Raw genomic sequence first — 24665 nt, forward strand, 5'->3', positions numbered from 1 at the left:
GGTGGGGCTTTTGCACGAATGGAGGAACGTCAATGACCTTGGAAACCTGGCTGCTGTTCAGTGGCGCTGCGCTGGTGGTGATCTTGATTCCCGGCCCGCTGTCCCTGCTGATGATCAGCAACAGCCTCAACTACGGCCTGCGCCGCTCCTACCCTGCGTTTCTCGGCGGCGTGTTCGCCTCGATCTGCCTGTTGAGCGCTTCGGCCCTGGGCCTGGGCGCGCTGCTGCTGGCCTCCGAGCAGTTGTTCAGCACCTTGAAAATCCTTGGCGCGCTGTACCTGTTCTATCTCGCCTGGCAGAGCTGGCAGCAATCGCGCCTGCCGGCCCACGCTGCGCAAGTGCCGCAAACACCGGCCGTGCCGCGCTTTCGCGCCTTGTTTGGCCGTGCGTTTGTACTGGGGGCAAGCAACCCCAAGGACATTCTGTTTTTCGCCGCCTTCCTGCCGCAATTTCTCACCAGCCAGCAACCGTTTTTACCGCAATTGCTGATCATGATCGCCACCTGGACGGTGCTCGACCTGCTGTGCAAACTGGCCTACGGCCTGGGCGCCCATGGCGCGGCAAGGTATTTGCGCAGCGGTGCGGGGCAGAGCTGGTTCAACCGTATCAGCGCAGCACTGTTTGGCGGCGCCGGGGCTGCGGCACTTATCAACGTCAGGGGCCCACTTTGATGAAGTAAACGGTTGGGTCGAGCTTACCTAAAGTAGCCCATTGGATGCCGGCGACAATCCGCTCCAAGCGCTGTTCTTGCATGGCCCGGCCCACCTGCCTTAATAATTCAGAGTCGGGGTGTGCCTTGATGGCTACCCGAATCCACTTGTCCGTAAGCTTGTTTCTGAGTTCCATTCGCCCCGTCTCAAGCCATTGGTAAGCCACGTAGTACACTTGGTTCGAACGGGGATGAGTCACAACTGATTCGTCACTGAATTCCCCGATGGGTCGTCCCGGACGCAGTACAGACAAGTCATCAACTCTGAAACCTTGCTGCTCCAGCACAGTTCTGACTGCGGCACGCTCTGCTGCAAGGCGGGGTAGCCTGACTGGCGTCGCGTCAAATTGCAGACGCGGTTCCAATGGATCGCGCAGCATGAAATCAACCCGCGTATAGCCAGGCGCCTTGCCTTCATAACCGACATATACATAGGCTTTGCGCCTGTCATTAACCCGCAACATCCGTAGAAAATCGTCCGTCTGGCCGCGCTTGACCGGGCTTGGAGCCAGCCATTTATCCAGCGTCGCGCGGACTTTCAGCAGGTGGTTGGCATTGGTGGTGGTGGAGGGGTCTGCCATTTCAATCAGCCGCAATACCGCAAACCTTCGGCTGTTGCCGGTCATTGAGGGGAAGGCAAGGCTCATATCAACGTCCAGCGAGTGCTCGAACAAACGCGCGTGCACCTGCCATTCACCCGCAGGCGTGCGCGACACCGGAATGGGCTGTTCTTCCAATGCCAGGCGTGTCCAGCGTTCAATGTCCATGAAAGGCGCTGAAACCCTGGGTTCATCCCGGGTGATAAAGGTTATATCCGTCAATGGGTCCTGCTGCCCTCGGGGGAGCACACGATAATAACTGTTCCTCGGGTCCTTCAGCTGTTCATACCGGGCGCCTATCCTGACGACTGAGCGGGAAACGTCTCCGGTCGGTGAAGTAATAAGAAATACCCCGGATTCAGGGGATGCCCATCGATCCGTGGCGTGAATTTGCGCACGCCAGTTCACCCAATCGGTGGCCGTCGTAGAGGAGTTGCGAATCCGGCTGATCATGGCCTGATGAAAATCCGTCAACTGCCAATTCGGCGCTGCCGCCGGCGTGGCCACAGGCCACGGGTTACGCATCGCAGAGCTCGGACCGGCCACCGGCTCAGGTGCGTCGGCACCGAGTAGCCATTCCTTGGGTTGATGGATATGCAGTATCAACTCGTCCTGCCCTGGAGTTTCGGTGTTTTTAAGGCGAAACAACGACTCATCGGCGCGCCGGTAAACCGGGTAGTGGTGCGTTTCGTCGGCCACGAACGACTCGCCATTCTTCACATAGATACCTTCCTCCCCCGGCCCCTTCAATGCCACAGCGCCATCGGGTATGCCCTTGATCTTGTAGGGCTCCAGGGCTTTGACTTGAGCTACCGCAGACGGTGTCGAGCGAGAAACGGCGCCAGCCCTCATGCGCAAGCGGTGTACCCGCCCCAAAGCAGCGCGCAAGGGCCGTGCTACCCGAGCGGCGGTACTGCCTAGTTTCTTGGGCCCAGGTACGAAGTTCAGTAACAGATCAATTGCCAAAAATTCGCTCATGAAGGCTACATCCACAGCGTCAAGCGGATCGCCAAAGCGATGATAACGCCGCGCCACAACCAGCAGCTCGTAGAAGTCATTGAACATGCCGAACAACGGCGAGAAAAAGCCCACCAGCGCACGGTTGCGGGTATCGCTCTGCCCATCCAGGCGCTGACGTCGGTAGGCCTCCAGCGCCTTGCCGGAATGGCTGGCAGCCTGGGTCTGGCGCTGCAGCTCAAGCACGCCGGCTTGATATAACAGGGCCTGGGCGTCGCTGTGCGAGGTGGCGACCAATGTCAGCCAGTTCTGCGGATCACTGGCAATCTGCTCATGGGTTTGTTGCTCGATTTGATCAAGCAATGCCGTCGGTTCCAGGTGCCTGACAGCAAATGAGCGGACAAACTCTACCCCGCGCCAGATCCACCCTCCCGCTAAATAAACTCGCACGCCTCCCAGTAAATCGAACGCCATAGCCGGCACATCGACCTCGGCCGGATGATGGATGATGGCCTCGAATGCCCAGCCGGGTGCAACCTGGTGCGCCAGCGCACGGGCGTTGGCAGGCACGGCGCCGATACGGTTCAATTCAGCCTGGGCCTGTTGCAGGCAGCTGTACTCGGTGAGGATCAACGCTTGCGGTGCCCTGGGCCAGTAAACCACGCAGAGTTCGGTACGCTTGTCCTGCACCACCACTATTCCCGCGATATAGCGATCATGTTGCATCGTGTGGCCCACTAGATGCACCACATGCAATCGCACCTCATGCTGGTTTTTCAGCAGGTCCTGCTGTGTCCGGGCTGCCATCGCGGTCTTGAACAGGCTTTGCGCATTGGCCGTCAACCCCTGCTGAACCGCCGAAAAAAGATGAAGATCTACGCCGGCTTGCAAGGTGCGTTTCAATAATGCGCGAATGCGTCCTTGACTGAGCCGGTGAGTGGGGTTGGTACGTGGATAGAACGTTCGGTTGATCAACGCATCGTACTCGCCGCCAATATCCAGCGAAGACACTAGCTCGATCAGATAAGCGTCATTGAGCTGTTGCCTCCACTGCGCTTGCAAAAAACGCCCGCGGTTCAATCGCCATTGTGTCCAGGGCGCCAAGGGGTCCAGGTTGTACAGCGCCAGTTGCAGCAAACTGAACGTCGTCCGCGTGGCGGTCGGGGTCAATATTATTTTACGATCACCCACGGTACACCTGCTGGTCCACCCGCAATAACTGCCTTGAACATCGTCGGGCATATCGATCAAGGGCTGATCGATGTCAAACAGTGGCGAGATACCGTCCTTACTCAAACGCTCGGTCAAGGCGCGACGAGCGAATGCTTCCAGGCTGGGCAGCCACTGCTCGAGGCGAGACTTGAAGGCGAAGGCACTGCTCAGATAGAGCCCCTGCAAACGCTTGAAGTGCCGGCGCTTGGCGCGCGTTAACTGCGCCAAATAGGCCGGCAGGTTTTTCGCTTCTGCCGCCGTCTTGCGCACCAGTTCAATATTGGCCTGTGCCTGCATCAATGCGCTATTGACGGGTACCCTCAACTGTTCTTTGAGCTCAACCAGCAACAGCGCACGGCTAAGGGTAGGATCCTTGACTTCACTGAACACACGCGTGATGTCCTCGGTACTTTTGTACAGACGATCACAGGTTCCCAGCACTTTCTTGAGCGACGCCAGCGCCGGCTTGCCTTTTACAGGGACGTAGCGCACAGCCAAGGTTTGACGCACCGCATGCATGCGTAAGTCGCGACGCTTGTCGCGCTCGACACCGTGCCATAGCACCGAGTCATCCCAGCCGCCAAGGCTCGCCTTGAGGCGCTGAGTCAAGGCCTCCAGCCCGGAAAAACCCAGTACGCCCCCCTCTGCCCCAAAGGCGTACAGCACCACCGGATGCCTGCGCGCAGGCACCCGCACCGCTGGCGCCGTCGTCACCACCCATATGTTATGCAGCGTGTAGAAGGCGTCGGGCTCGCTCCCCACCGCGATGGACAACACCTGGATTTCACTGTCTGGGCGCTTGGTTGGCAGAGGCTGATCCACCACTTCGATAATCAGGTCGCGATGTGCCGTGCTCAGCAGTTTGAGCCGGTGTTGCAACTGGGCCTCACAGCGCAGGGCTGCGGTTTGGGCGTTGATGAACAACGAAGCGCGGCGCAGCGTGCCATTACCACCGGGACGCTCGGCCCAAAAATCCACGTCGAGCAGTCGTTGTTGCTCTGTTTGTATCAACCCATCCAGCGTCTGCGCATAGCCCTGTTGCTGGCTTATCAGCGACAGCAACTCCAGGTATTGCGGCGTATCCGTAATCAGGTCCTGCGAGTCGAGCAACGCGAGCAAGCCTTTTTCGTATCGCTTGATCTGCTGCTCTCTCGTGCGCTGGGCCAAGTCAGGAGCCGTACTGGCAAAGATGATTTCTGTGGACCGTCGACGCTGGTCCCATTCAAGCAACTCCTCACGCAGGGGGCCGAGTCGCGCGCTACCGACCAATTGCTTGCGTACACCTTCCACCTGGGCGAGAAGCTGTACGGCATCCAGCCGCTGCGGTCGAGGCCGTGCTTTGGAAAAAACGTGCTCGTAATTGATCATCACGGTACACGCCAATTCATTTTCCCACTGCCCGTCCAGCAGCGCCTGCGCACCCAGCGCCAACGCATCCCCCATGACCTCCAAGCCGCGAGTGATACCGGAGGCCGATGATAAATCCCCGGGGCGACACAACGTATCGCGACGACGCAATGGTAAGCACTGCCAAAGCTCGTTGAACCGCGACCTGTTCAGTTCAAGCAGGCCGCATTGAATGGCGAAGAACGACGGATACTCATAGAAATTGCGCCCCTCCCCCGGCAGGTAAACAACGTGAGGCACAGCACTGGGATCGCCCTCGCGATAAAAATGCAAGGCGGCGGGGATCGCGGTCGCAGGTGTACCGGGCCATAGCAATTGGCCCACGCGTACGCTGGCCCAGCCGCCGCCGGCACGCTGACGAGCCTCGACAGTCGGCGCATCGATCACGGCTTGAACCATGGCTATTCCCGCACTCGAAAGCTCGTCCAGTTGCCGCGCCATGTAGGCTCGATCAGCGAACAGCCGCTTGTACAGCTCAATCCAGCGCTCCCGCCGCGTGAGCCAGGACCCTTGCACCAGGCTGTCCCAATAGCCGCTCTGCGCACTGGCCAACCGCTCGAAAAGCCTCAACTCGATCACTCGCCGCAGTGCTTGCAGCGGTGTATAGGGCAACCGGCTATCCGGCTCGCCCTTGACGCTCAAAGTAGTGAATAAATTGACGTTGACCGGCACCGAGGGCAACACCAGCAATTGCAGCGCACGGTCAGTCAAGCTGTCGATTTTTTCCGGCTGGTCTGCCAGCTTCGGTTGGGTAAACAACAGGTTGTTCGGGTCGATTTCAAACGCTTTGCGCAATTGCGCGCGAATGACTTTCAAGACTCTGGGTGACCGCGCTATCAAGCGGCTGAGTGCTTGTGCCGACTCGCTGGACCGAACGTCGACAAGGCAGATCTGATTGATCAGGCGGCTGGGCTGGGTGTAAGTGTTGATCCGCCCTCCGAGTTGTTTACGAATGGCCTGCAATGCGGCTTCGGCGGCAACCTCGGCATCGAGGGGATCGGGCGAATGGCTGGCGGGTTGCAGTACATCGGGCATGGTCATGGCGTTTCCTTCATTTATGAGGAAAACAGCCAGCCTAAGTACTGCGCAGGGCCTGCGGGCGTTAGATAGTTGAACGCATGACCCGGCAAAAAAAAGCCCGCAGTGTGCACGGGCGAAACCAACGAAGAGCATTTGGGGGTGTGAAGCGAGGTGACGACTCAGCTACCGCGATAAGTGGAGTAGCTGTAAGGCGAAATCAGCAGGGGCACATGGTAATGGTCCTGTTCGGCACTGATACCAAAGCGCAGTACCACCACGTCCAGAAAGGCCGGCTCGGGCAACTGCACGCCACGGGCACGGTAGTAGTCACCGGCGCTGAATTGCAGTTGGTAAACGCCGCTACGGTAATCGTCGCCTTGCAGCAGCGGTGCGTCGCAACGGCCGTCGCTGTTGGTGGCGGCGGTGGCAACCAGTTCCAGCTGCGCGCCCTCGACGCGGTACAGCTCAACCTTGATAGCGCTGCCGGGGCAGCCGTGCGCGGCGTCCAAAACGTGTGTGGTCAAACGTCCCATGGCGTCTATGCGCCTCCCGAAGTCAGTAAAAAGAGAACCTGCACTCTTTCAGAACAGTGAAAAAGCCGGCGATATCCGATTAAGACACTTTCCAATAAAATTGTACACAATAAATTCCACAGTGCTTCACCCCCCTGTGGGAGCGAGCTTGTTCGCGAAAAACGCCAACGATAACGCGGGCTTTCAGCATGAAAAGTGGCGCACTCAGGTTTTTCGCGAGCAAGCTCGCTCCTACAGTGGTTTTTTCATCTTAATCTGACCGCTCAGGCAAGTTTCTTGCAGGTAGACCGTTCAGAAAAAATGCAGAAATGCAGGCTTACAAAGTTCACGATAAGTTGTATACAATCACTCATCGCTGTGACGCCACCCAGTCATTCCGCTGCCCGGCCGCCACACATTTGCTACCACGAACAAGAAGGAAGACTGCAGTGAGCGCTGACTACCCACGCGACCTGATCGGTTACGGCAGTAACCCTCCTCACCCCCACTGGCCGGGCAAGGCACGCATTGCGCTGTCGTTCGTACTCAACTACGAAGAAGGCGGCGAGCGCAACATTTTGCACGGTGACAAAGAGTCGGAAGCCTTTCTTTCGGAAATGGTCTCGGCCCAGCCGTTGCAAGGCGAGCGCAATATGAGCATGGAGTCGCTGTACGAATACGGCAGCCGTGCCGGTGTGTGGCGCATCCTCAAGTTGTTTAAAGAATTCGACATCCCGCTGACTATCTTCGCCGTGGCCATGGCCGCCCAGCGCCACCCGGATGTAATCCGCGCCATGGTCGCCGCCGGCCACGAGATTTGCAGCCACGGCTACCGCTGGATCGACTACCAGTACATGGACGAGGCCCAGGAGCGCGAGCACATGCTCGAAGCCATCCGCATCCTCACCGAACTCACCGGCGAACGCCCGCTGGGTTGGTACACCGGCCGCACCGGCCCCAACACCCGCCGCCTGGTGATGGAGGAAGGTGGCTTCCTGTACGACTGCGACACCTACGACGACGACCTGCCCTACTGGGAACCCAACAACCCCACCGGCAAGCCACACCTGGTGATCCCCTACACTCTGGACACCAACGACATGCGCTTTACCCAGGTGCAGGGCTTCAACAAGGGCGATGACTTTTTCGAATACCTCAAGGACGCCTTCGACGTGCTGTATGCCGAAGGTGCCGAGGCGCCGAAGATGCTTTCGATCGGCCTGCATTGCCGCCTGATTGGCCGCCCGGCACGCCTGGCCTCGCTCAAGCGCTTTATTGAATACGTCAAAGGCCATGACCAGGTGTGGTTCACTCGCCGCGTGGACATCGCCCGTCACTGGCACCAAACCCACCCATTCCCGGGAGCGGCGAAATGACTGCGTTCCAAACCCTGAAACCTTCGACCTTGAGCCGCGACGCCTTCGTCCAGGCCTTTGCCGATATCTACGAACACTCGCCATGGGTGGCCGAAAAGGCCTTCGACTTGGGCCAGGACGCGTCGATCGACCAGATCGAAACCCTGCACCAGCGCATGAGCGATATCCTGTTGAGTGCTGATCACGCCTCGCAACTGGCGCTGATCAATGCTCACCCGGACCTGGCCGGTAAAGCCGCCGTCCAGGGCCAACTGACCCAAGCCAGCACCGATGAACAAGCGGGCGCGGGTATTCACCAATGCACGGCCGAAGAGTTTTCTCGCTTCACCGAGCTGAATGAGGCCTACAAAGCCAAGTTCAAGTTTCCCTTCATCATGGCGGTAAAAGGCAGCAACCGGCACCAGATCCTCGCCGCGTTCGAAACGCGCATCCATAACTCGGTGGACACCGAGTTCAAGTGCGCGCTGGACGAGATCAACAAGATCGCGTTGTTCCGTTTACTGACCCTCTAGCAGTCCATCCCCAGCCACTCTATTTAAGGCAGACAAGAAGAATGAAAGCTTACGCCGTACCTTTCGAAAAGTTCGTCAACCTGGCCGACGCCCGCCTGGGCACCAAGATCATCTCGGTAACCGATGACTGGTTCGCTGACGCCAACCGCCTGTTCCAGCCGACCCCGGCCGTATGGAAGGAGGGCGTTTTCGATGATAACGGCAAGTGGATGGACGGCTGGGAGTCACGCCGCAAGCGCTTCGAAGGCTACGACAGCGCAGTGATCCGCCTGGGCGTGCCGGGTTCGATCAAAGGCGTGGACATCGACACTTCATTCTTCACCGGCAACTTCCCGCCGTCGGCCTCCCTGGAAGCCTGTTTCCTGGCCTCGGGTGAGCCGGATGCCAATACCCAGTGGGTGGAAGTGCTGTCGGCCGTCGAGCTGCAAGGCAACAGCCACCATTATCACGAGATCAACAACGACCAGGCGTTCAGCCACCTGCGCTTCAACATCTACCCGGATGGTGGCGTCGCCCGTCTGCGTGTGTATGGCGTGCCGTTCCGCGACTGGTCTTCGGTGGGCGACAACGAACAGGTCGACCTGGCTGCCGCGCTCAATGGCGGCCGTGCCCTGGCCTGCTCCGACGAACACTTCGGCCGCATGAGCAACATCCTCAACCCGGGCCGTGGCATCAACATGGGCGACGGCTGGGAAACCGCACGCCGTCGTACACCCGGCAATGACTGGGTGATCGTCGCCCTCGGCCACCCGGGCGAGATCGAGAAGATCATCGTCGACACCCTGCACTTCAAGGGCAACTACCCGGACACCTGCTCGATCCAGGGCGCGTTCGTAAAAGGCGGCACCGACAGCCAGATCGAAACCCAATCGTTGTTCTGGCGCGAACTGTTGCCGGCGCAGAAACTGGAGATGCATGCCGAACACACCTTCGCCGAGCAGATCAAGGCGCTGGGGCCGATCACCCATATCCGCCTGAATGTGTTCCCGGATGGCGGTGTGAGTCGCCTGCGCGTTTTGGGCAAAGTGTCGAAATAAGCGGTGATGCCATCGCAGGCAAGCCAGCTCCCACTTTTGAATGTATTCGCAGATCAAAATGTGGGAGCGGGCTTGCCCGCGACAGCAATAGACCAAACAACACAGCATTCGGATAAGAAGACAGCCATGCGCACACTGATGATCGAACCCCTGACCAAAGAAGCCTTCGCCCCTTTCGGAGACGTTATCGAAACCGACGGCAGCGATCACTTCATGATCAACAACGGGTCGACCATGCGCTTTCACAAGTTGGCAACGGTCGAAACAGCACAGCCTGAAGACCACGCCATCATCAGCATCTTCCGCGCCGACGCGCAGGACATGCCGCTGACCGTGTGCATGCTGGAGAGACACCCGCTGGGCAGCCAGGCTTTTATTCCGCTGCTCGGCAACCCCTTTCTGATCGTGGTCGCGCCACTTGGCGATGCACCTGTATCAGGCTTGGTCCGCGCCTTCGTCACCAACGGCAGGCAGGGCATCAATTACCATCGCGGCGTCTGGCACCACCCGGTGCTGACGATCGAAAAGCGGGATGACTTCCTGGTGGTTGATCGCAGTGGCACAGGCAATAACTGCGATGAGCATTTTTTCAAAGAGGATGAGCGGTTGATCCTCGCCCCCCACCAATAAGAGAAGGCCGGATCACCCGACAACAAGGGTGACAGGCGAGAGGTAAAGACTGTGGAAGCACATTTGATGGAATGGCTGAACCTGAGCGTGCGCTGGGTTCACATGATCACTGGCGTCGCCTGGATCGGCGCTTCGTTCTACTTTGTCTGGCTGGAAAACAACCTCAATCGCGTCAACCCCAAGAACGGCCTGGCCGGTGACTTGTGGGCGATCCACGGTGGCGGTATCTACCACCTGGAAAAATACAAACTGGCCCCGCCAACCATGCCGGACAACCTGCACTGGTTCAAATGGGAAGCCTATTTCACCTGGATGTCGGGCGTCGCGCTGCTGTGCGTGGTGTTCTACTGGAACCCGACGCTGTACCTGCTCGCCCCCGGCAGCAGCCTCAGCGGCACCGAAGGCGTGTTGCTGGGTATCGGCTCGTTGTTCGCCGGCTGGTTCATCTACTCCTTCCTCTGCGACTCGGCCCTGGGCAAGCGCCCTGCCCTGCTCGGCTTGATCCTGTTCGTGCTGTTGATTGCGGCGGCCTACGGCTTCAGCAAGGTATTCAGCGGCCGCGGTGCCTACCTGCACGTGGGCGCGGTGATCGGCACGATCATGGTGGGTAACGTGTTCCGCATCATCATGCCGGCCCAGCGCGCGCTGGTGGCAGCCATCGCCGAGAACCGCACGCCCGACCCGGCGCTGCCGGCCAAGGGCCTGCTGCGTTCGCGGCACAACAACTATTTCACCTTGCCGGTGCTGTTCATCATGATCAGCAACCACTTCCCGAGCACCTATGGCAGCCAATACAACTGGCTGATCCTGGCCGGGATCGCGGTGGCGGCAGTGTTGGTACGGCACTACTTCAATACCCGGCACAACAGCCAGAAGTATGCGTGGACCTTGCCGGTAGGCGCGTTGGCGATGATCAGCCTGGCGTATGTGACCGGGCCCAAGCCGGCTCCGGAAGTGGCCAAGGCACCTGCAGCGATCGAGTACCAGCCGCTGCCGGAAACGGCATTGGGCGGTGGTTTGAAGCCCGCAGCGCCTGCCGCGCCAGCCGCTGAACCGGCACCGGCCCAGGCCACCACGGACTTCGGCCAGGTGCACCACGTGATTGAACAGCGCTGCACTGTGTGCCACTCGGCCAAGCCGACCAGCCCGCTGTTCAGCACCGCGCCGGCTGGGGTGATGTTTGACACGCCGGCACAGATCCAGCAGCAGGCGGCGCGCATTCAAGCCCAGGCCGTGGCCAGCCAGATCATGCCGTTGGGCAACATCACCCAGATGACCCAGCAGGAAAGAGACCTGATCGGCACCTGGATCAACCAGGGAGCCCGCACCAACTGACTGTTTCACACCGTTCCCATGTGGGAGCTGGCTTGCCTGCGATGGCGGTGTGTCAGTCACCGAAAGCGTTGGTGATCTGCCGCTATCGCAGGCAAGCCAGCTCCCACAAGGGAGATTAGTGATGGCTTGAAGATTAAGTTTCATCCGGCAATTGAATGCCAAACAACACAAAAATAAAAAGATCCGAGGTGTTGCATGTCCCAGTTAGAAACGCAGACTCCTGCCGCGCCCGCCATGGTGCGGCTGCCCCTCTTGCAACTGATTCTGGTGGGCCTGCAACACGTCTTGCTGATGTACGGCGGCGCCGTCGCCGTGCCCCTGATCATCGGCCAGGCCGCGGGCTTGAGCCGTGAAGAAATCGCCTTCCTGATCAACGCCGACCTGCTGGTAGCCGGGATCGCCACCCTGGTGCAATCGTTCGGCATCGGCCCTGTGGGCATCCGCATGCCGGTGATGATGGGCGCCAGTTTCGCCGCCGTCGGCAGCATGGTCGCCATGGCCGGCATGCCCGGTATCGGCTTGCAGGGCATCTTCGGCGCGACCATCGCCGCCGGGTTCTTCGGCATGCTTATCGCGCCGTTCATGTCCAAGGTCGTACGCTTTTTCCCGCCGTTGGTGACCGGTACCGTGATCACCGCCATCGGCCTCTCGCTGTTTCCCGTGGCCGTGAACTGGGCCGGGGGCGGCAGTGCCGCCGCCACGTTCGGCTCACCGATCTACCTGGCGATTGCCGCCCTGGTACTGGCCACCATCCTGCTGATCAACCGCTTCATGCGCGGCTTCTGGGTCAACATCTCGGTGTTGATCGGCATGGCGCTGGGCTACGGCTTGTGCGGCCTGCTCGGCATGGTCGACCTCAGCGGCCTGGCCCTGGCACCGTGGGTGCAGCTGGTAACGCCGCTGCACTTTGGCATGCCCAGGTTCGAGCTGGCGCCGATCCTGTCGATGTGCCTGGTGGTGGTGATCATTTTTGTCGAGTCCACCGGCATGTTCCTCGCCCTGGGCAAGATCACCGACCAGGAGGTCACACCGAAGATGCTGCGTCGCGGCTTGCTGTGTGATGCCGGCGCGTCGTTCTTTGCCGGTTTCTTCAACACCTTCACCCACTCCTCCTTCGCGCAGAATATCGGCCTGGTGCAGATGACCGGCGTGCGCTGCCGTTCGGTCACCATCATGGCCGGCGCTTTCTTGATTGTGCTGAGCCTGCTGCCCAAAGCCGCTTACCTGGTGGCGTCGATCCCGCCGGCGGTACTCGGTGGCGCGGCGATTGCCATGTTCGGCATGGTAGCGGCGACCGGGATCAAGATCCTGCAGGAAGCCGACATTGCCGATCGCCGTAACCAATTGCTGGTAGCGGTGAGCATTGGCATGGGCCTGATCCCCGTGGTACGCCCGGAGTTCTTCGCGCAGTTGCCGCTATGGATGAGCCCGATTACCCATAGCGGCATCGCTATGGCCACCCTCAGCGCGTTGTCGCTGAACATACTGTTCAACATCCTGGGCGGCGCTGAGCGCGTTGCCGTTGAGCACGTCCACACCTGAAGCATGCTCCATTGTCGTCCTGGGCGCGCTGTAACGGCGCACTTGAGCCCGGACGTGGGAGCCAGTATTCTCCGCGCCCGCTTGAATCGACGGTTTTTAACCGCCTTGGCGCGGCTTTTGCTGTAAGCATAAAAGCTGACCAAACAGATGATTTTTTCAGCGAATCCAAAGGCGCCACATCAGAGCGCCAGATTAGAAAAAACATAAAAAACTTTAACTCGGGAGCAACCGAATGAAACCTATGTTCAAGGGCCTGGTGCTGGCAGGATCCCTGCTGGCCGCCGGCCAAGCCGGAGCCGGCGACTTGTTGCAGTGGCAGAACAACAGCCTGACTTACCTGTGGGGCAAGAGCTTTACCGTCAACCCGCAGATTCAGCAAACCGTCACCTTCGAACATGCCGACGCATGGAAGTATGGCGATAACTTCTTCTTCCTCGACCGTATCTTTTACAACGGCAAGGAAGACGGCAATGTTGGCCCCAATACTTACTACGGCGAGTTCAGCCCACGGTTGTCATTCGGCAAGATTTTCGACAAGGACCTGTCGTTCGGCCCGATCAAGGATGTGTTGCTGGCTTTCACCTACGAGTTCGGCGAAGGCGATAACGAATCCTACTTGCTCGGTCCTGCCATCGACTTGAACATTCCTGGCTTCGACTACTTCCAGCTGAACTTCTACCAGCGCCAGACCGAAGGCAACCGCCCGGGTGACGGTGTCTGGCAGATCACCCCGGTGTGGTCCTACACCATTCCCGTGGGCAACTCCGATGTGTTGATCGACGGTTTCATGGACTGGGTGGTGGATAACGACAAGAACGCCCGTGGTACTTATCACGCCAACCTGCACTTCAACCCGCAGGTCAAATACGACCTGGGCAAGGCGCTGCATTGGGGCGACAAGCAGTTGTATGTGGGTTTTGAATACGACTACTGGAAGAACAAATACGGGATCGAGGATTCGGGCGCGTTCAAGACGACCCAGGATACGGCGAGCTTCCTGGTCAAGTACCACTTCTAAAGGTTGATCGCGGTCCCCTGTGGGAGCTGGCTTGCCTGCTCCCACATTCAGTCAGTCCGGCGTCAGGCCCAGGAACCGAGTGATTTCTTCGCGCTTGGCCAGCGCATCCTTGCGCCCCAACTCGATCAACTCACTGCAATATCCCGCCTCGAACAGCAAGTAACTCAACACCCCCGCCCCGCTGGTCTTGGTCGCCCCCGGCCCACGCAAAAATACACGCAACGCCGCCGGCAACTCCTGGCGATGTCGCGCCGCGATTTCATCGATAGGCTGGCTGGGCGCAATCACCAGCACGTCCACCGGCGCCAGGCCCTGCACCGCGGCGTCGACAGGGACAACCCGACTAAACTGGTTCAAGCGCTCCAGCAGTTCGATATCGCTTTCCAGGCTGTCGATGAAGGTGCTGTTGAGCATATGCCCGCCGATTTGCGCCAGGGTCGGTTGCTGGCCGGTGTAGGTGCGTTGCATCGAAGGTTCATTGCCCCGTGGGTTGCCGCTCACGCCGACCACCAACACGCGGCTGGCGCCCAGGTGCAGGGCCGGGCTGATCGGCGCCGACTGGCGCACCGCGCCATCGCCGAAGTACTCCTGATCAAGCTTGACCGGCGCAAACAACAGCGGAATCGCCGAACTCGCCAACAGGTGCTCCACCGTCAGTTGGGTGGGCACGCCGATCCGTCGATGGCGCAACCATGCATCGATGGTGCCGCCGCCTTGATAGAAGGTCACCGCTTGCCCGGATTCATAACCGAAGGCCGTGACCGCCACCGCCTGCAAATGCTTGCAGCGAATGGCCTCGTCGATGCCGTCCAGGTTCAGGCGTTCTTGCAACAATTCGCGCAGCGGCGAGCTGTTGAGCAGTGCCACTGGTACCTGTGCGCCCAGGCCCAACAGGCTGTGGATGAGGAAACGACTGGCCTGGCGTATCACCCCCGGCCAATCGCTGCGCAGCACTTGATGACTGCGAAAGCCCTGCCAGAACGCCGTCAATCGTTGGATAGCCGCACGGAAATCGGTGGCCCCGCTGGCCAGGCTCACCGCATTGATCGCACCAGCCGACGTGCCGACAATCACCGGAAAAGGATTCGGCGCCCCTGGCGGCAGCAACTCGGCAATCGCCGCCAATACCCCCACCTGATACGCCGCTCGCGCCCCGCCGCCAGAAAGAATCAAGCCTGTGACCGGTTCAACTGGGCGCATTGCGTCACTCCATGTAGGAAAAGCCAGCGCTTATCGGCGGCGTTTTTCGTACAGCTTGGGTTCACCCGCCGGTCTGCTCTTGAAGCGGCGGTGGGTCCACAGGTATTGCTCGGGGCATTCGCGCACCGAGGCTTCGACCCATTGGTTGATGCGCAGGCAGTCGATCTCATCGGTTTCACCCGGAAAATCGGTCAGCGGCGGATGGATCACCAGGCGGTAACCGCTGCCATCAGCCAGGCGCTCCTGGGTGAACGGCACCACCAGCGCCTTGCCCAGGCGTGCGAACTTGCTGGTAGCAGTGACAGTGGCCGCCTGGATGCCGAACAGCGGCACGAAGATGCTTTGCTTGGCGCCATAGTCCTGGTCCGGCGCGTACCAGATGGCGCGACCGGCGCGCAGCAGCTTGAGCATGCCGCGCACGTCGTCGCGCTCCACGGCCAGGGAATCGAGGTTGTGGCGTTCGCGGCCACGGCGCTGGATAAAGTCGAACAGCGGGTTGCCGTGCTCGCGGTACATGCCATCGATGGTGTGTTTCTGCCCGAGCAGCGCCGCGCCGATTTCCAGGGTGGTGAAATGCAAGGCCATCAGGATCACCCCCTTGCCTTCCAACTGCGCCTGCTTGAGATGCTCCAACCCTTCGACATGGGCCAGGCGCGCCAGGCGCGGCTTGGGCCACCACCAGCTCATGGCCATCTCAAAGAAGGCGATGCCGGTGGAGGCGAAATTTTCCTTGAGCAGGCGTTTGCGTTCCTTGGCGGACTTTTCCGGGAAGCACAGCTCAAGGTTGCGCGCCGCGATACGGCGGCGATCGCCGGCCACGCGGTACATGCCCGCGCCCAGCAGGCGACCAATGGTCAACAGCGCCCGGTACGGTAACTGGGTGACCAGCCACAGCAGGCCGAGCCCCAGCCACAGCAGCCAAAAACGTGGGTGAAGAAATACAGCTCGAAAACGCGGGCGATCCATTACAGATTCCGGTAAAGACAAGGGCCGCGCATTCTACAACGGTTCGACTCGGCTTGCGGCGGGTGAGTGTTCTCGTTATAAGTCTCGACACTTTTCGTGACAAGCCGCTTTCGCCGACCATGAGCCAAACCGAACCGCTAGACCAAGATCCCGTGTTCCAGCTGAAAGGCAGCATGCTCGCCATTACCGTGCTGGAACTGGCCCGCAACGACCTCGATGCCCTGGACCGCCAACTGGCCGCCAAGGTCGCCCTGGCGCCAAACTTTTTCAACAATGCCCCGCTGGTGCTGGCCCTGGACAAACTCCCGGCCGGCCAAGGGGCGATTGATCTGCCCGGGCTGATGCGCGTATGCCGCTCCCATGGCTTGCGTACCCTGGCGATTCGCGCCAGCCGTATCGAAGACATTGCCGCAGCCATCGCCATTGAACTGCCAGTACTGCCACCGTCCGGCGCCCGTGAGCGTCCGCTCGAACCATTGGTCGGTGAAGAGAAGAAAAAACCGGAAAAACCGCCCGAGCCTGCGATCAAGCCGACAAAGATCATCACCTCGCCCGTACGCGGCGGGCAGCAGATTTACGCCCAGGGTGGCGACCTCGTGGTGATCTCCTCGGTCAGCCCGGGGGCGGAACTTCTTGCCGATGGCAACATCCATGTATACGGCCCGATGCGCGGACGCGCCCTCGCCGGCATCAAGGGTGATACCAAGGCCCGTATTTTTTGCCAGCAGTTGACCGCTGAGCTAGTGTCCATCGCAGGCCAGTACAAGGTTTCAGAAGATTTGCGCCGCGATCCGCTGTGGGGGGCTTCGGTGCAGGTCAACCTGTCGGGCGATGTGTTGAACATCATCCGTCTTTAACGGATACTGCCGCATTTTCCAAGCATCTCTAGACTCTGATAGCAAAGCGAAACCGGCAAGACTTGTGTAGGACTATTTGGAAGTTGGTGTTTCCCCATGGAAACTCCTTCTTTTTCCTGCAAAGGCTGTCCGCCTGCAGCGAGTTCCAAGAGATGTTTTTCAGGGACTGAAAAGTCCTTTTTCCTTAGGGGTGAAACACCTTGGCCAAGATTCTCGTGGTTACATCCGGCAAGGGTGGTGTGGGTAAGACCACCACCAGCGCCGCTATCGGTACCGGCCTCGCTCTGCGCGGCCACAAGACAGTCATCGTCGACTTCGACGTCGGTTTGCGTAACCTCGACCTGATCATGGGCTGCGAACGCCGCGTGGTGTACGACTTCGTCAACGTAGTCAACGGCGAAGCCAACCTGCAACAGGCCCTGATCAAGGATAAGCGCCTTGAAAACCTGTACGTGCTGGCCGCCAGCCAGACCCGTGACAAGGATGCGCTGACCAAGGAAGGCGTGGGCAAAGTCCTCGCCGAGCTGAAAGAAACCTTCGAATACGTGGTATGCGATTCCCCGGCGGGTATCGAGACCGGCGCCCACCTGGCAATGTACTTCGCCGATGAAGCCATCGTGGTGACCAACCCGGAAGTCTCCTCGGTACGTGACTCGGACCGCATGCTCGGCCTCTTGGCCAGCAAGTCCAAGCGCGCCGAAGACGGCCAGGACCCGATCAAGGAACACCTGCTGCTCACCCGCTACAACCCTGAGCGCGTCAGCAATGGCGAAATGCTCGGCGTTGAAGACGTGAAGGAAATCCTCGCCGTGACCCTGCTGGGCGTAATCCCGGAATCCCAGGCCGTGCTGAAGGCATCCAACCAGGGCGTGCCAGTGATTCTCGACGACCAGAGTGACGCCGGCCAGGCGTACAGCGATGCCGTGGATCGCTTGCTGGGCAAGACCGTGGAACACCGCTTCCTCGATGTCAAGAAGAAGGGATTCTTCGAGCGTATCTTTGGAGGCAACTAAACAATGAAATTTCTCGACTTCTTTCGCGCCAACAAAAAGCCAAGTACCGCGTCGGTAGCGAAAGAGCGTCTACAGATCATCGTGGCGCACGAACGCGGCCAACGCAGCACCCCGGACTACCTGCCAGCCTTGCAGAAGGAACTGGTCGAGGTGATCCGCAAGTACGTCAATATCGGTAACGATGACGTGCATGTCGCTCTGGAAAATGACGGCAGTTGCTCGATTCTGGAACTCAATATCACCCTGCCCGATCGTTGATCGAAAGGGCGGTCGCCACGGCGGCTCGTTCACCTTGATCCTTCGGGAACCGGGTGGGCGAGCCGCCGTTGGCGTTTGTTACGAGGCTGTTTAATGCCGCTGTCCAATATTCATATCCTGCATCAGGACGATGCCGTCCTGGTGGTGAACAAGCCGACCCTGCTGCTTTCGGTGCCGGGTCGCGCCGATGACAACAAGGATTGCCTGATTACCCGCCTGCAGGAAAACGGTTACCCCGAAGCCCGTATCGTCCATCGGCTTGACTGGGAAACCTCGGGGATCATCCTGCTGGCCCGGGATGCCGACACCCACCGCGAACTGTCCCGCCAGTTTCACGACCGCGAAACAGAAAAAGCCTACACCGCCCTGGCCTGGGGCCAGCCGGAACTGGACAGCGGCAGCATCGACCTGCCCCTGCGCTACGACCCGCCGACCAAGCCACGGCATGTGGTGGACCACGAGTTCGGCAAGCACGCCCTGACCTTCTGGAAAGTGCTGGAGCGTTGTGGCGACTGGTGCCGCGTGGAACTGACGCCGATCACTGGGCGTTCACATCAGTTGCGTGTGCATATGCTGTCCATCGGGCATCCGTTGCTGGGTGATGGCTTGTATGCCCATGAGCAAGCGTTGGCTGCCTGGCCCCGGCTGTGCCTGCATGCAAGCATGCTCAGCTTCACCCATCCGCAAAGCGGCGAGCGCCTGCGCTTCGAGTGCCCTGCCCCGTTCTAGAATTGGCAATACAATCAACACTGTGGGAGGGGGCTTGCCCCCGATGGCGGAGTGTCAGCCACTGTATTTGCTCACTGACACACCGCAATCGGGGGCAAGCCCCCTCCCACATTTGTTCTGTGCACTTCTGGCCATCGAACGGTAAACTCCGCGCACTGCTGTCTGGAGCTATTTATGCGCGAAGCGTTGAATCAAGGCCTGATCGACTTCCTCAAGGCCTCCCCTACTCCTTTTCATGCCACTGCCGCCCTCGCCCAGCGCCTGGAAGCAGCCGGTTACCAGCGTCTCGACGAGCGCGACACCTGGGCTACCGAGGCCAACGGGCGCTACTACGTGACCCGCAACGACTCCTCGATCATCGCCTTCAAGCTCGGCCGTCACTCGCCGCTGCAGGGCGGTATCCGCCTGGTCGGCGCCCACACCGACAGCCCATGCCTGCGGGTCAAGCCCCAGCCTGAGCTGCAACGCCAGGGTTTCTGGCAACTGGGCGTGGAAGTCTACGGCGGCGCGCTCCTGGCGCCCTGGTTCGACCGCGACCTGTCCCTGGCCGGCCGCGTCACCTTCCGCCGTGACGGCAAGGTCGAAAGCCAGCTGATCGACTTCAAGCTGCCCATCGCGATCATTCCCAACCTGGCCATTCACCTCAACCGTGAAGCCAACCAAGGCTGGGCGATCAATGCCCAGACCGAGCTGCCGCCGATCCTCGCGCAATTTGCCGGCGACGAACGCGTGGACTTCCGTGCCGTTCTCACCGAGCAGTTGGCCCGCGAGCACGGGTTGAACGCCGATGTGGTGCTCGACTACGAGCTGAGTTTCTACGACACCCAAAGTGCCGCGGTCATCGGTCTCAATGGCGACTTCATCGCCGGTGCGCGCCTGGACAACCTGCTGTCGTGCTACGCCGGTCTGCAAGCCTTGCTGACCAGCGAGACCGACGAAACCTGCGTGCTGGTGTGCAACGACCACGAAGAAGTCGGCTCCTGCTCGGCCTGCGGCGCCGATGGCCCGATGCTGGAACAGACCCTACGCCGCCTGCTGCCCGAAGGTGATGAGTTCGTACGCACCATTCAGAAATCCCTGCTGGTATCGGCCGACAATGCCCACGGCGTACACCCCAACTACGCCGAGAAGCATGACGCCAACCACGGCCCGAAACTCAACGCCGGCCCGGTGATCAAGGTCAACAGCAACCAGCGCTACGCCACCAACAGCGAAACCGCCGGGTTCTTCCGCCACTTGTGCATGGCCGAGGAAGTGCCGGTACAGAGTTTTGTAGTACGCAGCGACATGGGTTGCGGCTCGACGATTGGGCCTATTACCGCCAGCCACCTGGGCGTGCGTACCGTGGATATCGGCTTGCCGACCTTTGCCATGCACTCCATCCGCGAACTGTGCGGCAGCCATGACCTGGCGCATTTGGTCAAAGTGCTGGGTGCGTTCTACGCCAGTCGCGACTTGCCCTGAGACCGAGGCGCGCCCATCGCGGGCAAGCCCCCTCCCACATTTGATCTGTGAATGCATTTCAGTGTGGGAGCGGGCTTGCCCGCGATGGGTATCGAAACAGACATAAAGCTATCTGACTCACATCAACTGCACTTCTGATAATCCGGCCTAGACTTGTCAAAACTCCCAGTCCGACAAGGCCACCTTCTCCATGATCTCAATGTCCTCCTTCCACGCCATGCTGATCCCCATCGTGATCGGCATGATCATGCTCGCGGTTGGCTTCAACTTTCGCGACAAGCCCCTCGGCGTGTTCGGCATGTGGATCGGCATGCTGTTGATCCTGGGCACCGTGGTCTACAAGATCCTTGCCAAACTGGCGGAATGATAAATGCGCTCGCATTGGGCATAGCGGCCTCGTACACTCGGTCAATTCGTCGTTTTCAAGGTTGACCGCCTCGTGTTCTCCCGTTTGTTTGCCCTGCCCTGCTACCTGCTGATTGCCCTGCTCACACTGCTACCAGTGACGCCCGCCCAAGCCGTAGGCTTGCCCGGCATGCTGGGCGGCTCCAGCAAGACCCAACCCCAGGCCGAAGTGCCGCTGGGGCAGTCGCTGGACGAGGTGATCAAGACCCTGGAGAACGATCAGCAGCGCACCCAATTGCTGAGCGACCTGAAGAAGCTGCGCGCCGCCACGCAAAAGGCCCAGCCCGCCGCCGAACAAGGCGTGCTCGGGTTGATCGGCAGTACGCTGTCGGGCTTTGAGCAGCAGTTTTCCGGCGCCGACAGCCCGCTGGGGCGCTGGTCCAATGAAGTCGACCTGGCCAAGGATGAACTGGGCGCGCTGATGCTGCCGGCCAACGAGTGGCTGCCGATCATCTTCGGCTTTGCCGTGATCCTGGCGGTGTGGAGCCTGCTGGCCGCCGCGCTGATCTGGCTCAGCCACCGGGTACGCGAGCGCTTCGGCTTGCCCGAGGAGTTGCCACAACACCCGCGCACCTGGGACATGCTGCGCTTTGCCCTGCGCAAGCTCGGGCCCTGGCTGATCGCCCTGGTGATCACGGTTTACCTCAGCTACGCCCTGCCCTCATCCCTGGGTAAATCCCTGGCGATGGTGCTGGCCTATGCCTTGGTGATCGGCACCTGTTTCTCGGCGATCTGCGTGATTGCCTTCTCCGTGCTCGACGGCCCACACCGCCACCGCGCCCTGTATATCCTGCGTCACCAGGCTTTTCGTCCGTTGTGGTGGATCGGCAGTTTTGCCGCCTTCGGTGAAGCCCTGAGCGACCCGCGCCTGGTCGAGGCGCTCGGCCAACACCTGGCCCACACCGCCGCGACTGTGGCCAATGTGATGGCGGCGCTGTCCACGGGTGTATTTATCCTGCGTTTCCGCCGGCCGATCGCACACCTGATCCGCAACCAGCCGCTGTCGCGCCGCCTGACCCGTCGCGCCCTCACCGACACCCTGTCGATCATCGGCACCTTCTGGTACATCCCGGCCTTGCTGTTGGTGGGTATCTCGCTGTTCGCTACCTTCCTGTCGGCCGGCGACACCAGCACCGCCCTGCGCCAGTCGCTGCTGTGCACGGTGCTGCTGGTGTTGTGCATGGTGATCAACGGTTTGGTGCGCCGTCACGCCCTCAAGCCGCAACGCGGGCACAAGCGCCATGCGCTGTACTCCGAGCGCCTCAAAGGCTTTGTCTACACCCTGGTGCACCTGGTGGTTTGGCTGGTGTTTATCGAGTTGGGGCTGCGGGTGTGGGGCCTGTCGATGATTCGCTTTACCGAAGGTGACGGCCATGAAATAGCCGTGAAGCTGTTCGGCCTCGGTGGCACCTTGCTGTTTGCCTGGCTGATCTGGATCCTCAGCGACACCGCGATCCACCACGCCCTGACCCGCTCTCGCAAAGGCCTGGCCAACGCGCGTGCGCAAACCATGATGCCGCTGATCCGCAACGTGCTGTTCGTGACCATCTTCATCATCGCCGCCATCGTGGCCCTGGCGAACATGGGCATGAACGTCACGCCACTGCTGGCCGGTGCGGGCGTGATCGGTATCGCCATCGGCTTTGGTGCGCAGTCGCTGGTAGCCGACTTGATCACCGGCTTGTTCATCATCATCGAAGACTCCCTGGCCATCGACGACTACGTAGACGTCGGCGGCCACCTCGGCACGGTGGAAGGCCTGACCATCCGCACCGTGCGCCTGCGCGATATCGACGGCATCGTGCACACCATCCCGTTCAGCGAAATCAAGAGCATCAAGAACTATTCCCGGGAGTTCGGCTATGCGATCTTCCGGGTGGCGATCCCCTACAACATGGAGATCGACGACGCGATCAAGCTGATGCGCGATGTCGGGCATGCCATGCGCAACGACCCGCTGCAACGCCGTAATATCTGGTCGCCGCTGGAGATCCAGGGTGTGGAAAGCTTCGAGTCCGGCAGCGCGATCCTGCGCGCACGCTTCAAGACCGCGCCGATCAAGCAGTGGGAAGTGTCGCGGGCGTTCAACCTGTCGCTCAAGCGCCACCTGGATGAAGCCGGGCTCGACCTGGCGACGCCGCGCTTGAGTGTGCAGGTGGTCACCGCCGGCACGGTGCAGGAGAAAGAACCACAACAATAAAGAAGGAGAGGTTTTGTATGCGTTTGAACGGTTTGACACATCAATGGGTGTTCGGCTTGCTCTGCGGGGTGGCCAGCAGCGCAGTGATTGCCGCCAGCAGTGGTCAGGATAGCGCCCGGGAGGAAATTGCCGCCCAGGCGAAGATCCTTGAACCGAGCCTGCTCGAAACCCGCCGCGATATCCACGCCCATCCGGAGTTGGGCAACGCCGAAACGCGCACCGCCGAGCTGGTCGCCAAACAGCTGCGCGAACTGGGCCTTGAGGTCAAGACGGGCGTGGCGCGCACCGGCGTCGTCGCCGTCTTGAAAGGCGCCCTGCCCGGCCCGACCGTGGCCCTGCGCGCCGACATGGATGCGCTGCCGGTCAAGGAAGTCGCCGACCTGCCCTTCGCCTCCAAGGCCAAGGGCACCTACCTGGGCAAGGAAGTCGACGTTATGCACGCCTGCGGCCACGACGCCCACACCGCGATCCTGCTGAGCACTGCGAAAATTCTTACCGGCATGCGCGAGCGTTTGCCCGGCACCGTGGTGTTCTATTTCCAACCGGCCGAAGAAGGCCCCAGCGACTTCAGCCCCGACGGCAAGAACACCTGGGGCGCGAAGATGATGGTGCAGGAAGGTGTGATGAAAGCGCCGAAGCCGGATGCGGTGTTCGGCCTGCATGTGTGGGCCGGCGTACCGGCCGGGCAGATCGCCTATCGCCCGGGCCCGACCCTGGCCAGCTCCGACGACCTGCGCATCAAGATCCTCGGCAAACAGACCCATGCGGGGCAACCCTGGAACGGCATCGACCCGATCACCGTCGGCGCACAAACCATTGTCGGTTTGCAGACCGTGGTCAGTCGCCGCACGAATATTTCGTCATCGCCCTCGGTGGTGAGCATCGGCACCATCAACGGTGGCACCCGCTATAACATCATCCCCGAGTCGCTGGAGATGACCGGCACCATCCGCTCCTATGACTACGGCATTCGCCAGAAGCTGCATGCGGATGTGCGCCAGACCGTAGAGAAAATTGCCGAAAGCGGCGGCGCCAAGGCCGAGGTGACGATCATCGAGAAGTATGACCCCACCATCAACAATCCGGCGCTGACCGAGAAAATGCTGCCGAGCCTGCGTTGGGCAGCCCGGGATGATGTGGTGCAAGGCCCGTTGGTAGGAGGCGCCGAAGACTTCTCGTTTTATGCCAAGGAGGCGCCGGGATTGTTCGTGTTCCTGGGGGTGACCCCGAGGGACCAGGACATGAGCAAGGCGGCGCCGAATCACAACCCGGGGTTCTTTGTGGATGAGTCGGCGTTGGTGGTGGGGGTGAGGACGCTGGCGTCGCTGGCCACGGATTACCTGTACACCAACGCACCGCAGTAGTGCTTCTTAATGTGGGAGGGGGCAAGTCGAATCGCCGCACCGCCCCTCCCACATTTGAACCGAGGTGAATCAGTTGGCCAGCGCGGCGCTGTCCATCTTCTGGCGCAGGCTCAACGGGCGCATATCGGTCCATACTTCCTCGATATAGGCCAGGCACTCTTTCTTCATGCCGCTCTTGCCTACGGTGCGCCAGCCTTCGGGCACGGCCTTGTAGTCGGGCCAGATCGAATACTGTTCTTCGTGGTTGACCACTACCTGAAACAGGATGTCATCGCGGTCAAATACTGAGGTCATTGCTGTTCTCCGTCGCTCAAAGGCTGGCTGCGCACCACGCGCAGCACTG

The 24665-nt window shown here is 60.4% G+C and carries 21 protein-coding genes; 16 read left to right on the forward strand and 5 right to left on the reverse strand.

The window, feature by feature from the left end; all coding sequences use genetic code 11:
* Window positions 1-32 precede the first annotated feature (32 nt).
* On the forward strand, window positions 33-671 hold the full coding sequence (locus tag TU73_RS07905) for a LysE family translocator (protein WP_057011737.1): 639 nt from the start codon (window positions 33-35) through the stop codon (window positions 669-671).
* Here TU73_RS07905 and TU73_RS07910 read toward each other — a convergent pair.
* Both TU73_RS07910 and uraH read right to left on the reverse strand, forming a co-directional pair.
* Window positions 655-5925, reverse strand: coding sequence for a dermonecrotic toxin domain-containing protein (locus TU73_RS07910; RefSeq protein ID WP_057011738.1), 5271 nt, complete (start codon window positions 5923-5925; stop codon window positions 655-657). The two genes, TU73_RS07905 and TU73_RS07910, sit on opposite strands and share 17 nt — an antisense overlap.
* 158 nt (window positions 5926-6083) lie before the next feature.
* Complete coding sequence (uraH, locus tag TU73_RS07915) at window positions 6084-6437, reverse strand: hydroxyisourate hydrolase (RefSeq protein WP_057011739.1); 354 nt, start codon at window positions 6435-6437, stop codon at window positions 6084-6086.
* Between the two features lie 428 nt (window positions 6438-6865).
* Between uraH and puuE the strand changes: the two genes are divergently transcribed.
* The 7 genes from puuE (at window position 6866) to TU73_RS07950 (ending at window position 13866) form a co-directional block, all read left to right on the forward strand.
* Entirely contained in the window at window positions 6866-7792 is a 927-nt protein-coding gene (puuE, locus tag TU73_RS07920; protein WP_057011740.1) for an allantoinase PuuE, read from the forward strand.
* Window positions 7789-8304 carry a 2-oxo-4-hydroxy-4-carboxy-5-ureidoimidazoline decarboxylase gene (gene uraD / locus TU73_RS07925; RefSeq protein ID WP_057011741.1) on the forward strand — a complete coding sequence of 172 codons (516 nt, stop codon included), beginning with the start codon at window positions 7789-7791 and terminating at the stop codon, window positions 8302-8304. The genes puuE and uraD overlap by 4 nt, the downstream gene beginning before the upstream one ends.
* Window positions 8305-8345: 41 nt before the next feature.
* On the forward strand, window positions 8346-9341 hold the full coding sequence (gene alc / locus TU73_RS07930; RefSeq protein ID WP_005789952.1) for an allantoicase: 996 nt from the start codon (window positions 8346-8348) through the stop codon (window positions 9339-9341).
* Between the two features lie 126 nt (window positions 9342-9467).
* The gene (locus TU73_RS07935; protein WP_005789953.1) at window positions 9468-9971 is read left to right on the forward strand and encodes an ureidoglycolate lyase; all 504 of its coding nucleotides are present in this window, start codon (window positions 9468-9470) and stop codon (window positions 9969-9971) included.
* Between the two features lie 51 nt (window positions 9972-10022).
* Window positions 10023-11306 (forward strand): urate hydroxylase PuuD, encoded by a 1284-nt coding sequence (locus tag TU73_RS07940; RefSeq protein ID WP_057011742.1) that lies wholly within the window; start codon window positions 10023-10025, stop codon window positions 11304-11306.
* Between the two features lie 195 nt (window positions 11307-11501).
* Window positions 11502-12848: a nucleobase:cation symporter-2 family protein gene (locus TU73_RS07945; protein WP_057011743.1), complete on the forward strand. Its 1347-nt coding sequence runs from the start codon at window positions 11502-11504 to the stop codon at window positions 12846-12848.
* A 232-nt stretch (window positions 12849-13080) separates the two neighbouring features.
* Window positions 13081-13866: an outer membrane protein OmpK gene (locus tag TU73_RS07950; protein ID WP_043049813.1), complete on the forward strand. Its 786-nt coding sequence runs from the start codon at window positions 13081-13083 to the stop codon at window positions 13864-13866.
* 51 nt (window positions 13867-13917) lie between these two features.
* On the opposite strand, the gene TU73_RS07955 is transcribed toward TU73_RS07950, so the two are convergent.
* Together TU73_RS07955 and TU73_RS07960 are read right to left on the reverse strand one after the other, a co-directional pair.
* Complete coding sequence (locus TU73_RS07955) at window positions 13918-15066, reverse strand: patatin-like phospholipase family protein (RefSeq protein ID WP_057011744.1); 1149 nt, start codon at window positions 15064-15066, stop codon at window positions 13918-13920.
* A 30-nt stretch (window positions 15067-15096) separates the two neighbouring features.
* Complete coding sequence (locus TU73_RS07960; protein WP_043049815.1) at window positions 15097-16032, reverse strand: lipid A biosynthesis lauroyl acyltransferase; 936 nt, start codon at window positions 16030-16032, stop codon at window positions 15097-15099.
* Window positions 16033-16151: 119 nt separating this feature from the next.
* On the opposite strand from TU73_RS07960, the gene minC reads away from it, so the two are divergent.
* The 8 genes from minC to TU73_RS07995 all read left to right on the forward strand — a co-directional run bounded on the left by minC (window position 16152) and on the right by TU73_RS07995 (window position 24322).
* The gene (gene minC / locus TU73_RS07965) at window positions 16152-16889 is read left to right on the forward strand and encodes a septum site-determining protein MinC (RefSeq protein WP_034117002.1); all 738 of its coding nucleotides are present in this window, start codon (window positions 16152-16154) and stop codon (window positions 16887-16889) included.
* 200 nt (window positions 16890-17089) lie between these two features.
* Window positions 17090-17902 carry a septum site-determining protein MinD gene (gene minD / locus TU73_RS07970; protein ID WP_057011745.1) on the forward strand — a complete coding sequence of 271 codons (813 nt, stop codon included), beginning with the start codon at window positions 17090-17092 and terminating at the stop codon, window positions 17900-17902.
* A 3-nt stretch (window positions 17903-17905) separates the two neighbouring features.
* Complete coding sequence (gene minE / locus TU73_RS07975; RefSeq protein ID WP_003175252.1) at window positions 17906-18160, forward strand: cell division topological specificity factor MinE; 255 nt, start codon at window positions 17906-17908, stop codon at window positions 18158-18160.
* A gap of 93 nt (window positions 18161-18253) precedes the next feature.
* Window positions 18254-18889 carry an RluA family pseudouridine synthase gene (locus TU73_RS07980; RefSeq protein WP_005789965.1) on the forward strand — a complete coding sequence of 212 codons (636 nt, stop codon included), beginning with the start codon at window positions 18254-18256 and terminating at the stop codon, window positions 18887-18889.
* A 174-nt stretch (window positions 18890-19063) separates the two neighbouring features.
* Window positions 19064-20353, forward strand: a complete 1290-nt coding sequence (locus TU73_RS07985) for a M18 family aminopeptidase (RefSeq protein ID WP_005789967.1) — start codon at window positions 19064-19066, stop codon at window positions 20351-20353.
* A gap of 190 nt (window positions 20354-20543) precedes the next feature.
* Entirely contained in the window at window positions 20544-20720 is a 177-nt protein-coding gene (locus TU73_RS29130) for a hypothetical protein (RefSeq protein WP_164484829.1), read from the forward strand.
* Between the two features lie 72 nt (window positions 20721-20792).
* On the forward strand, window positions 20793-22958 hold the full coding sequence (locus TU73_RS07990) for a mechanosensitive ion channel family protein (RefSeq protein ID WP_057011746.1): 2166 nt from the start codon (window positions 20793-20795) through the stop codon (window positions 22956-22958).
* Window positions 22959-22975: 17 nt separating this feature from the next.
* Window positions 22976-24322, forward strand: a complete 1347-nt coding sequence (locus TU73_RS07995) for an amidohydrolase (RefSeq protein WP_057011747.1) — start codon at window positions 22976-22978, stop codon at window positions 24320-24322.
* Window positions 24323-24391: 69 nt separating this feature from the next.
* On the opposite strand, the gene TU73_RS08000 is transcribed toward TU73_RS07995, so the two are convergent.
* Entirely contained in the window at window positions 24392-24616 is a 225-nt protein-coding gene (locus TU73_RS08000) for an MbtH family protein (protein ID WP_056847940.1), read from the reverse strand.
* Between the last annotated feature and the right edge of the window lie 49 nt (window positions 24617-24665).

Origin of the sequence: Pseudomonas libanensis (assembly GCF_001439685.1) — a bacterium.
GTDB lineage: Bacteria > Pseudomonadota > Gammaproteobacteria > Pseudomonadales > Pseudomonadaceae > Aquipseudomonas > Aquipseudomonas libanensis.

Bases quoted from the DNA above. Each gene is read 5' to 3' on its own strand.
- TU73_RS07905 (WP_057011737.1), top strand. From the start codon at position 33: ATGACCTTGGAAACCTGGCTGCTGTTCAGTGGCGCTGCGCTGGTGGTG.
- TU73_RS07910 (WP_057011738.1), bottom strand. From the start codon at position 5,925: ATGACCATGCCCGATGTACTGCAACCCGCCAGCCATTCGCCCGATCCC.
- uraH (WP_057011739.1), bottom strand. From the start codon at position 6,437: ATGGGACGTTTGACCACACACGTTTTGGACGCCGCGCACGGCTGCCCC.
- uraD (WP_057011741.1), top strand. From the start codon at position 7,789: ATGACTGCGTTCCAAACCCTGAAACCTTCGACCTTGAGCCGCGACGCC.
- alc (WP_005789952.1), top strand. From the start codon at position 8,346: ATGAAAGCTTACGCCGTACCTTTCGAAAAGTTCGTCAACCTGGCCGAC.
- TU73_RS07935 (WP_005789953.1), top strand. From the start codon at position 9,468: ATGCGCACACTGATGATCGAACCCCTGACCAAAGAAGCCTTCGCCCCT.
- TU73_RS07945 (WP_057011743.1), top strand. From the start codon at position 11,502: ATGTCCCAGTTAGAAACGCAGACTCCTGCCGCGCCCGCCATGGTGCGG.
- TU73_RS07950 (WP_043049813.1), top strand. From the start codon at position 13,081: ATGAAACCTATGTTCAAGGGCCTGGTGCTGGCAGGATCCCTGCTGGCC.
- TU73_RS07955 (WP_057011744.1), bottom strand. From the start codon at position 15,066: ATGCGCCCAGTTGAACCGGTCACAGGCTTGATTCTTTCTGGCGGCGGG.
- TU73_RS07960 (WP_043049815.1), bottom strand. From the start codon at position 16,032: ATGGATCGCCCGCGTTTTCGAGCTGTATTTCTTCACCCACGTTTTTGG.
- minC (WP_034117002.1), top strand. From the start codon at position 16,152: ATGAGCCAAACCGAACCGCTAGACCAAGATCCCGTGTTCCAGCTGAAA.
- minE (WP_003175252.1), top strand. From the start codon at position 17,906: ATGAAATTTCTCGACTTCTTTCGCGCCAACAAAAAGCCAAGTACCGCG.
- TU73_RS07980 (WP_005789965.1), top strand. From the start codon at position 18,254: ATGCCGCTGTCCAATATTCATATCCTGCATCAGGACGATGCCGTCCTG.
- TU73_RS07985 (WP_005789967.1), top strand. From the start codon at position 19,064: ATGCGCGAAGCGTTGAATCAAGGCCTGATCGACTTCCTCAAGGCCTCC.
- TU73_RS29130 (WP_164484829.1), top strand. From the start codon at position 20,544: ATGATCTCAATGTCCTCCTTCCACGCCATGCTGATCCCCATCGTGATC.
- TU73_RS07995 (WP_057011747.1), top strand. From the start codon at position 22,976: ATGCGTTTGAACGGTTTGACACATCAATGGGTGTTCGGCTTGCTCTGC.
- TU73_RS08000 (WP_056847940.1), bottom strand. From the start codon at position 24,616: ATGACCTCAGTATTTGACCGCGATGACATCCTGTTTCAGGTAGTGGTC.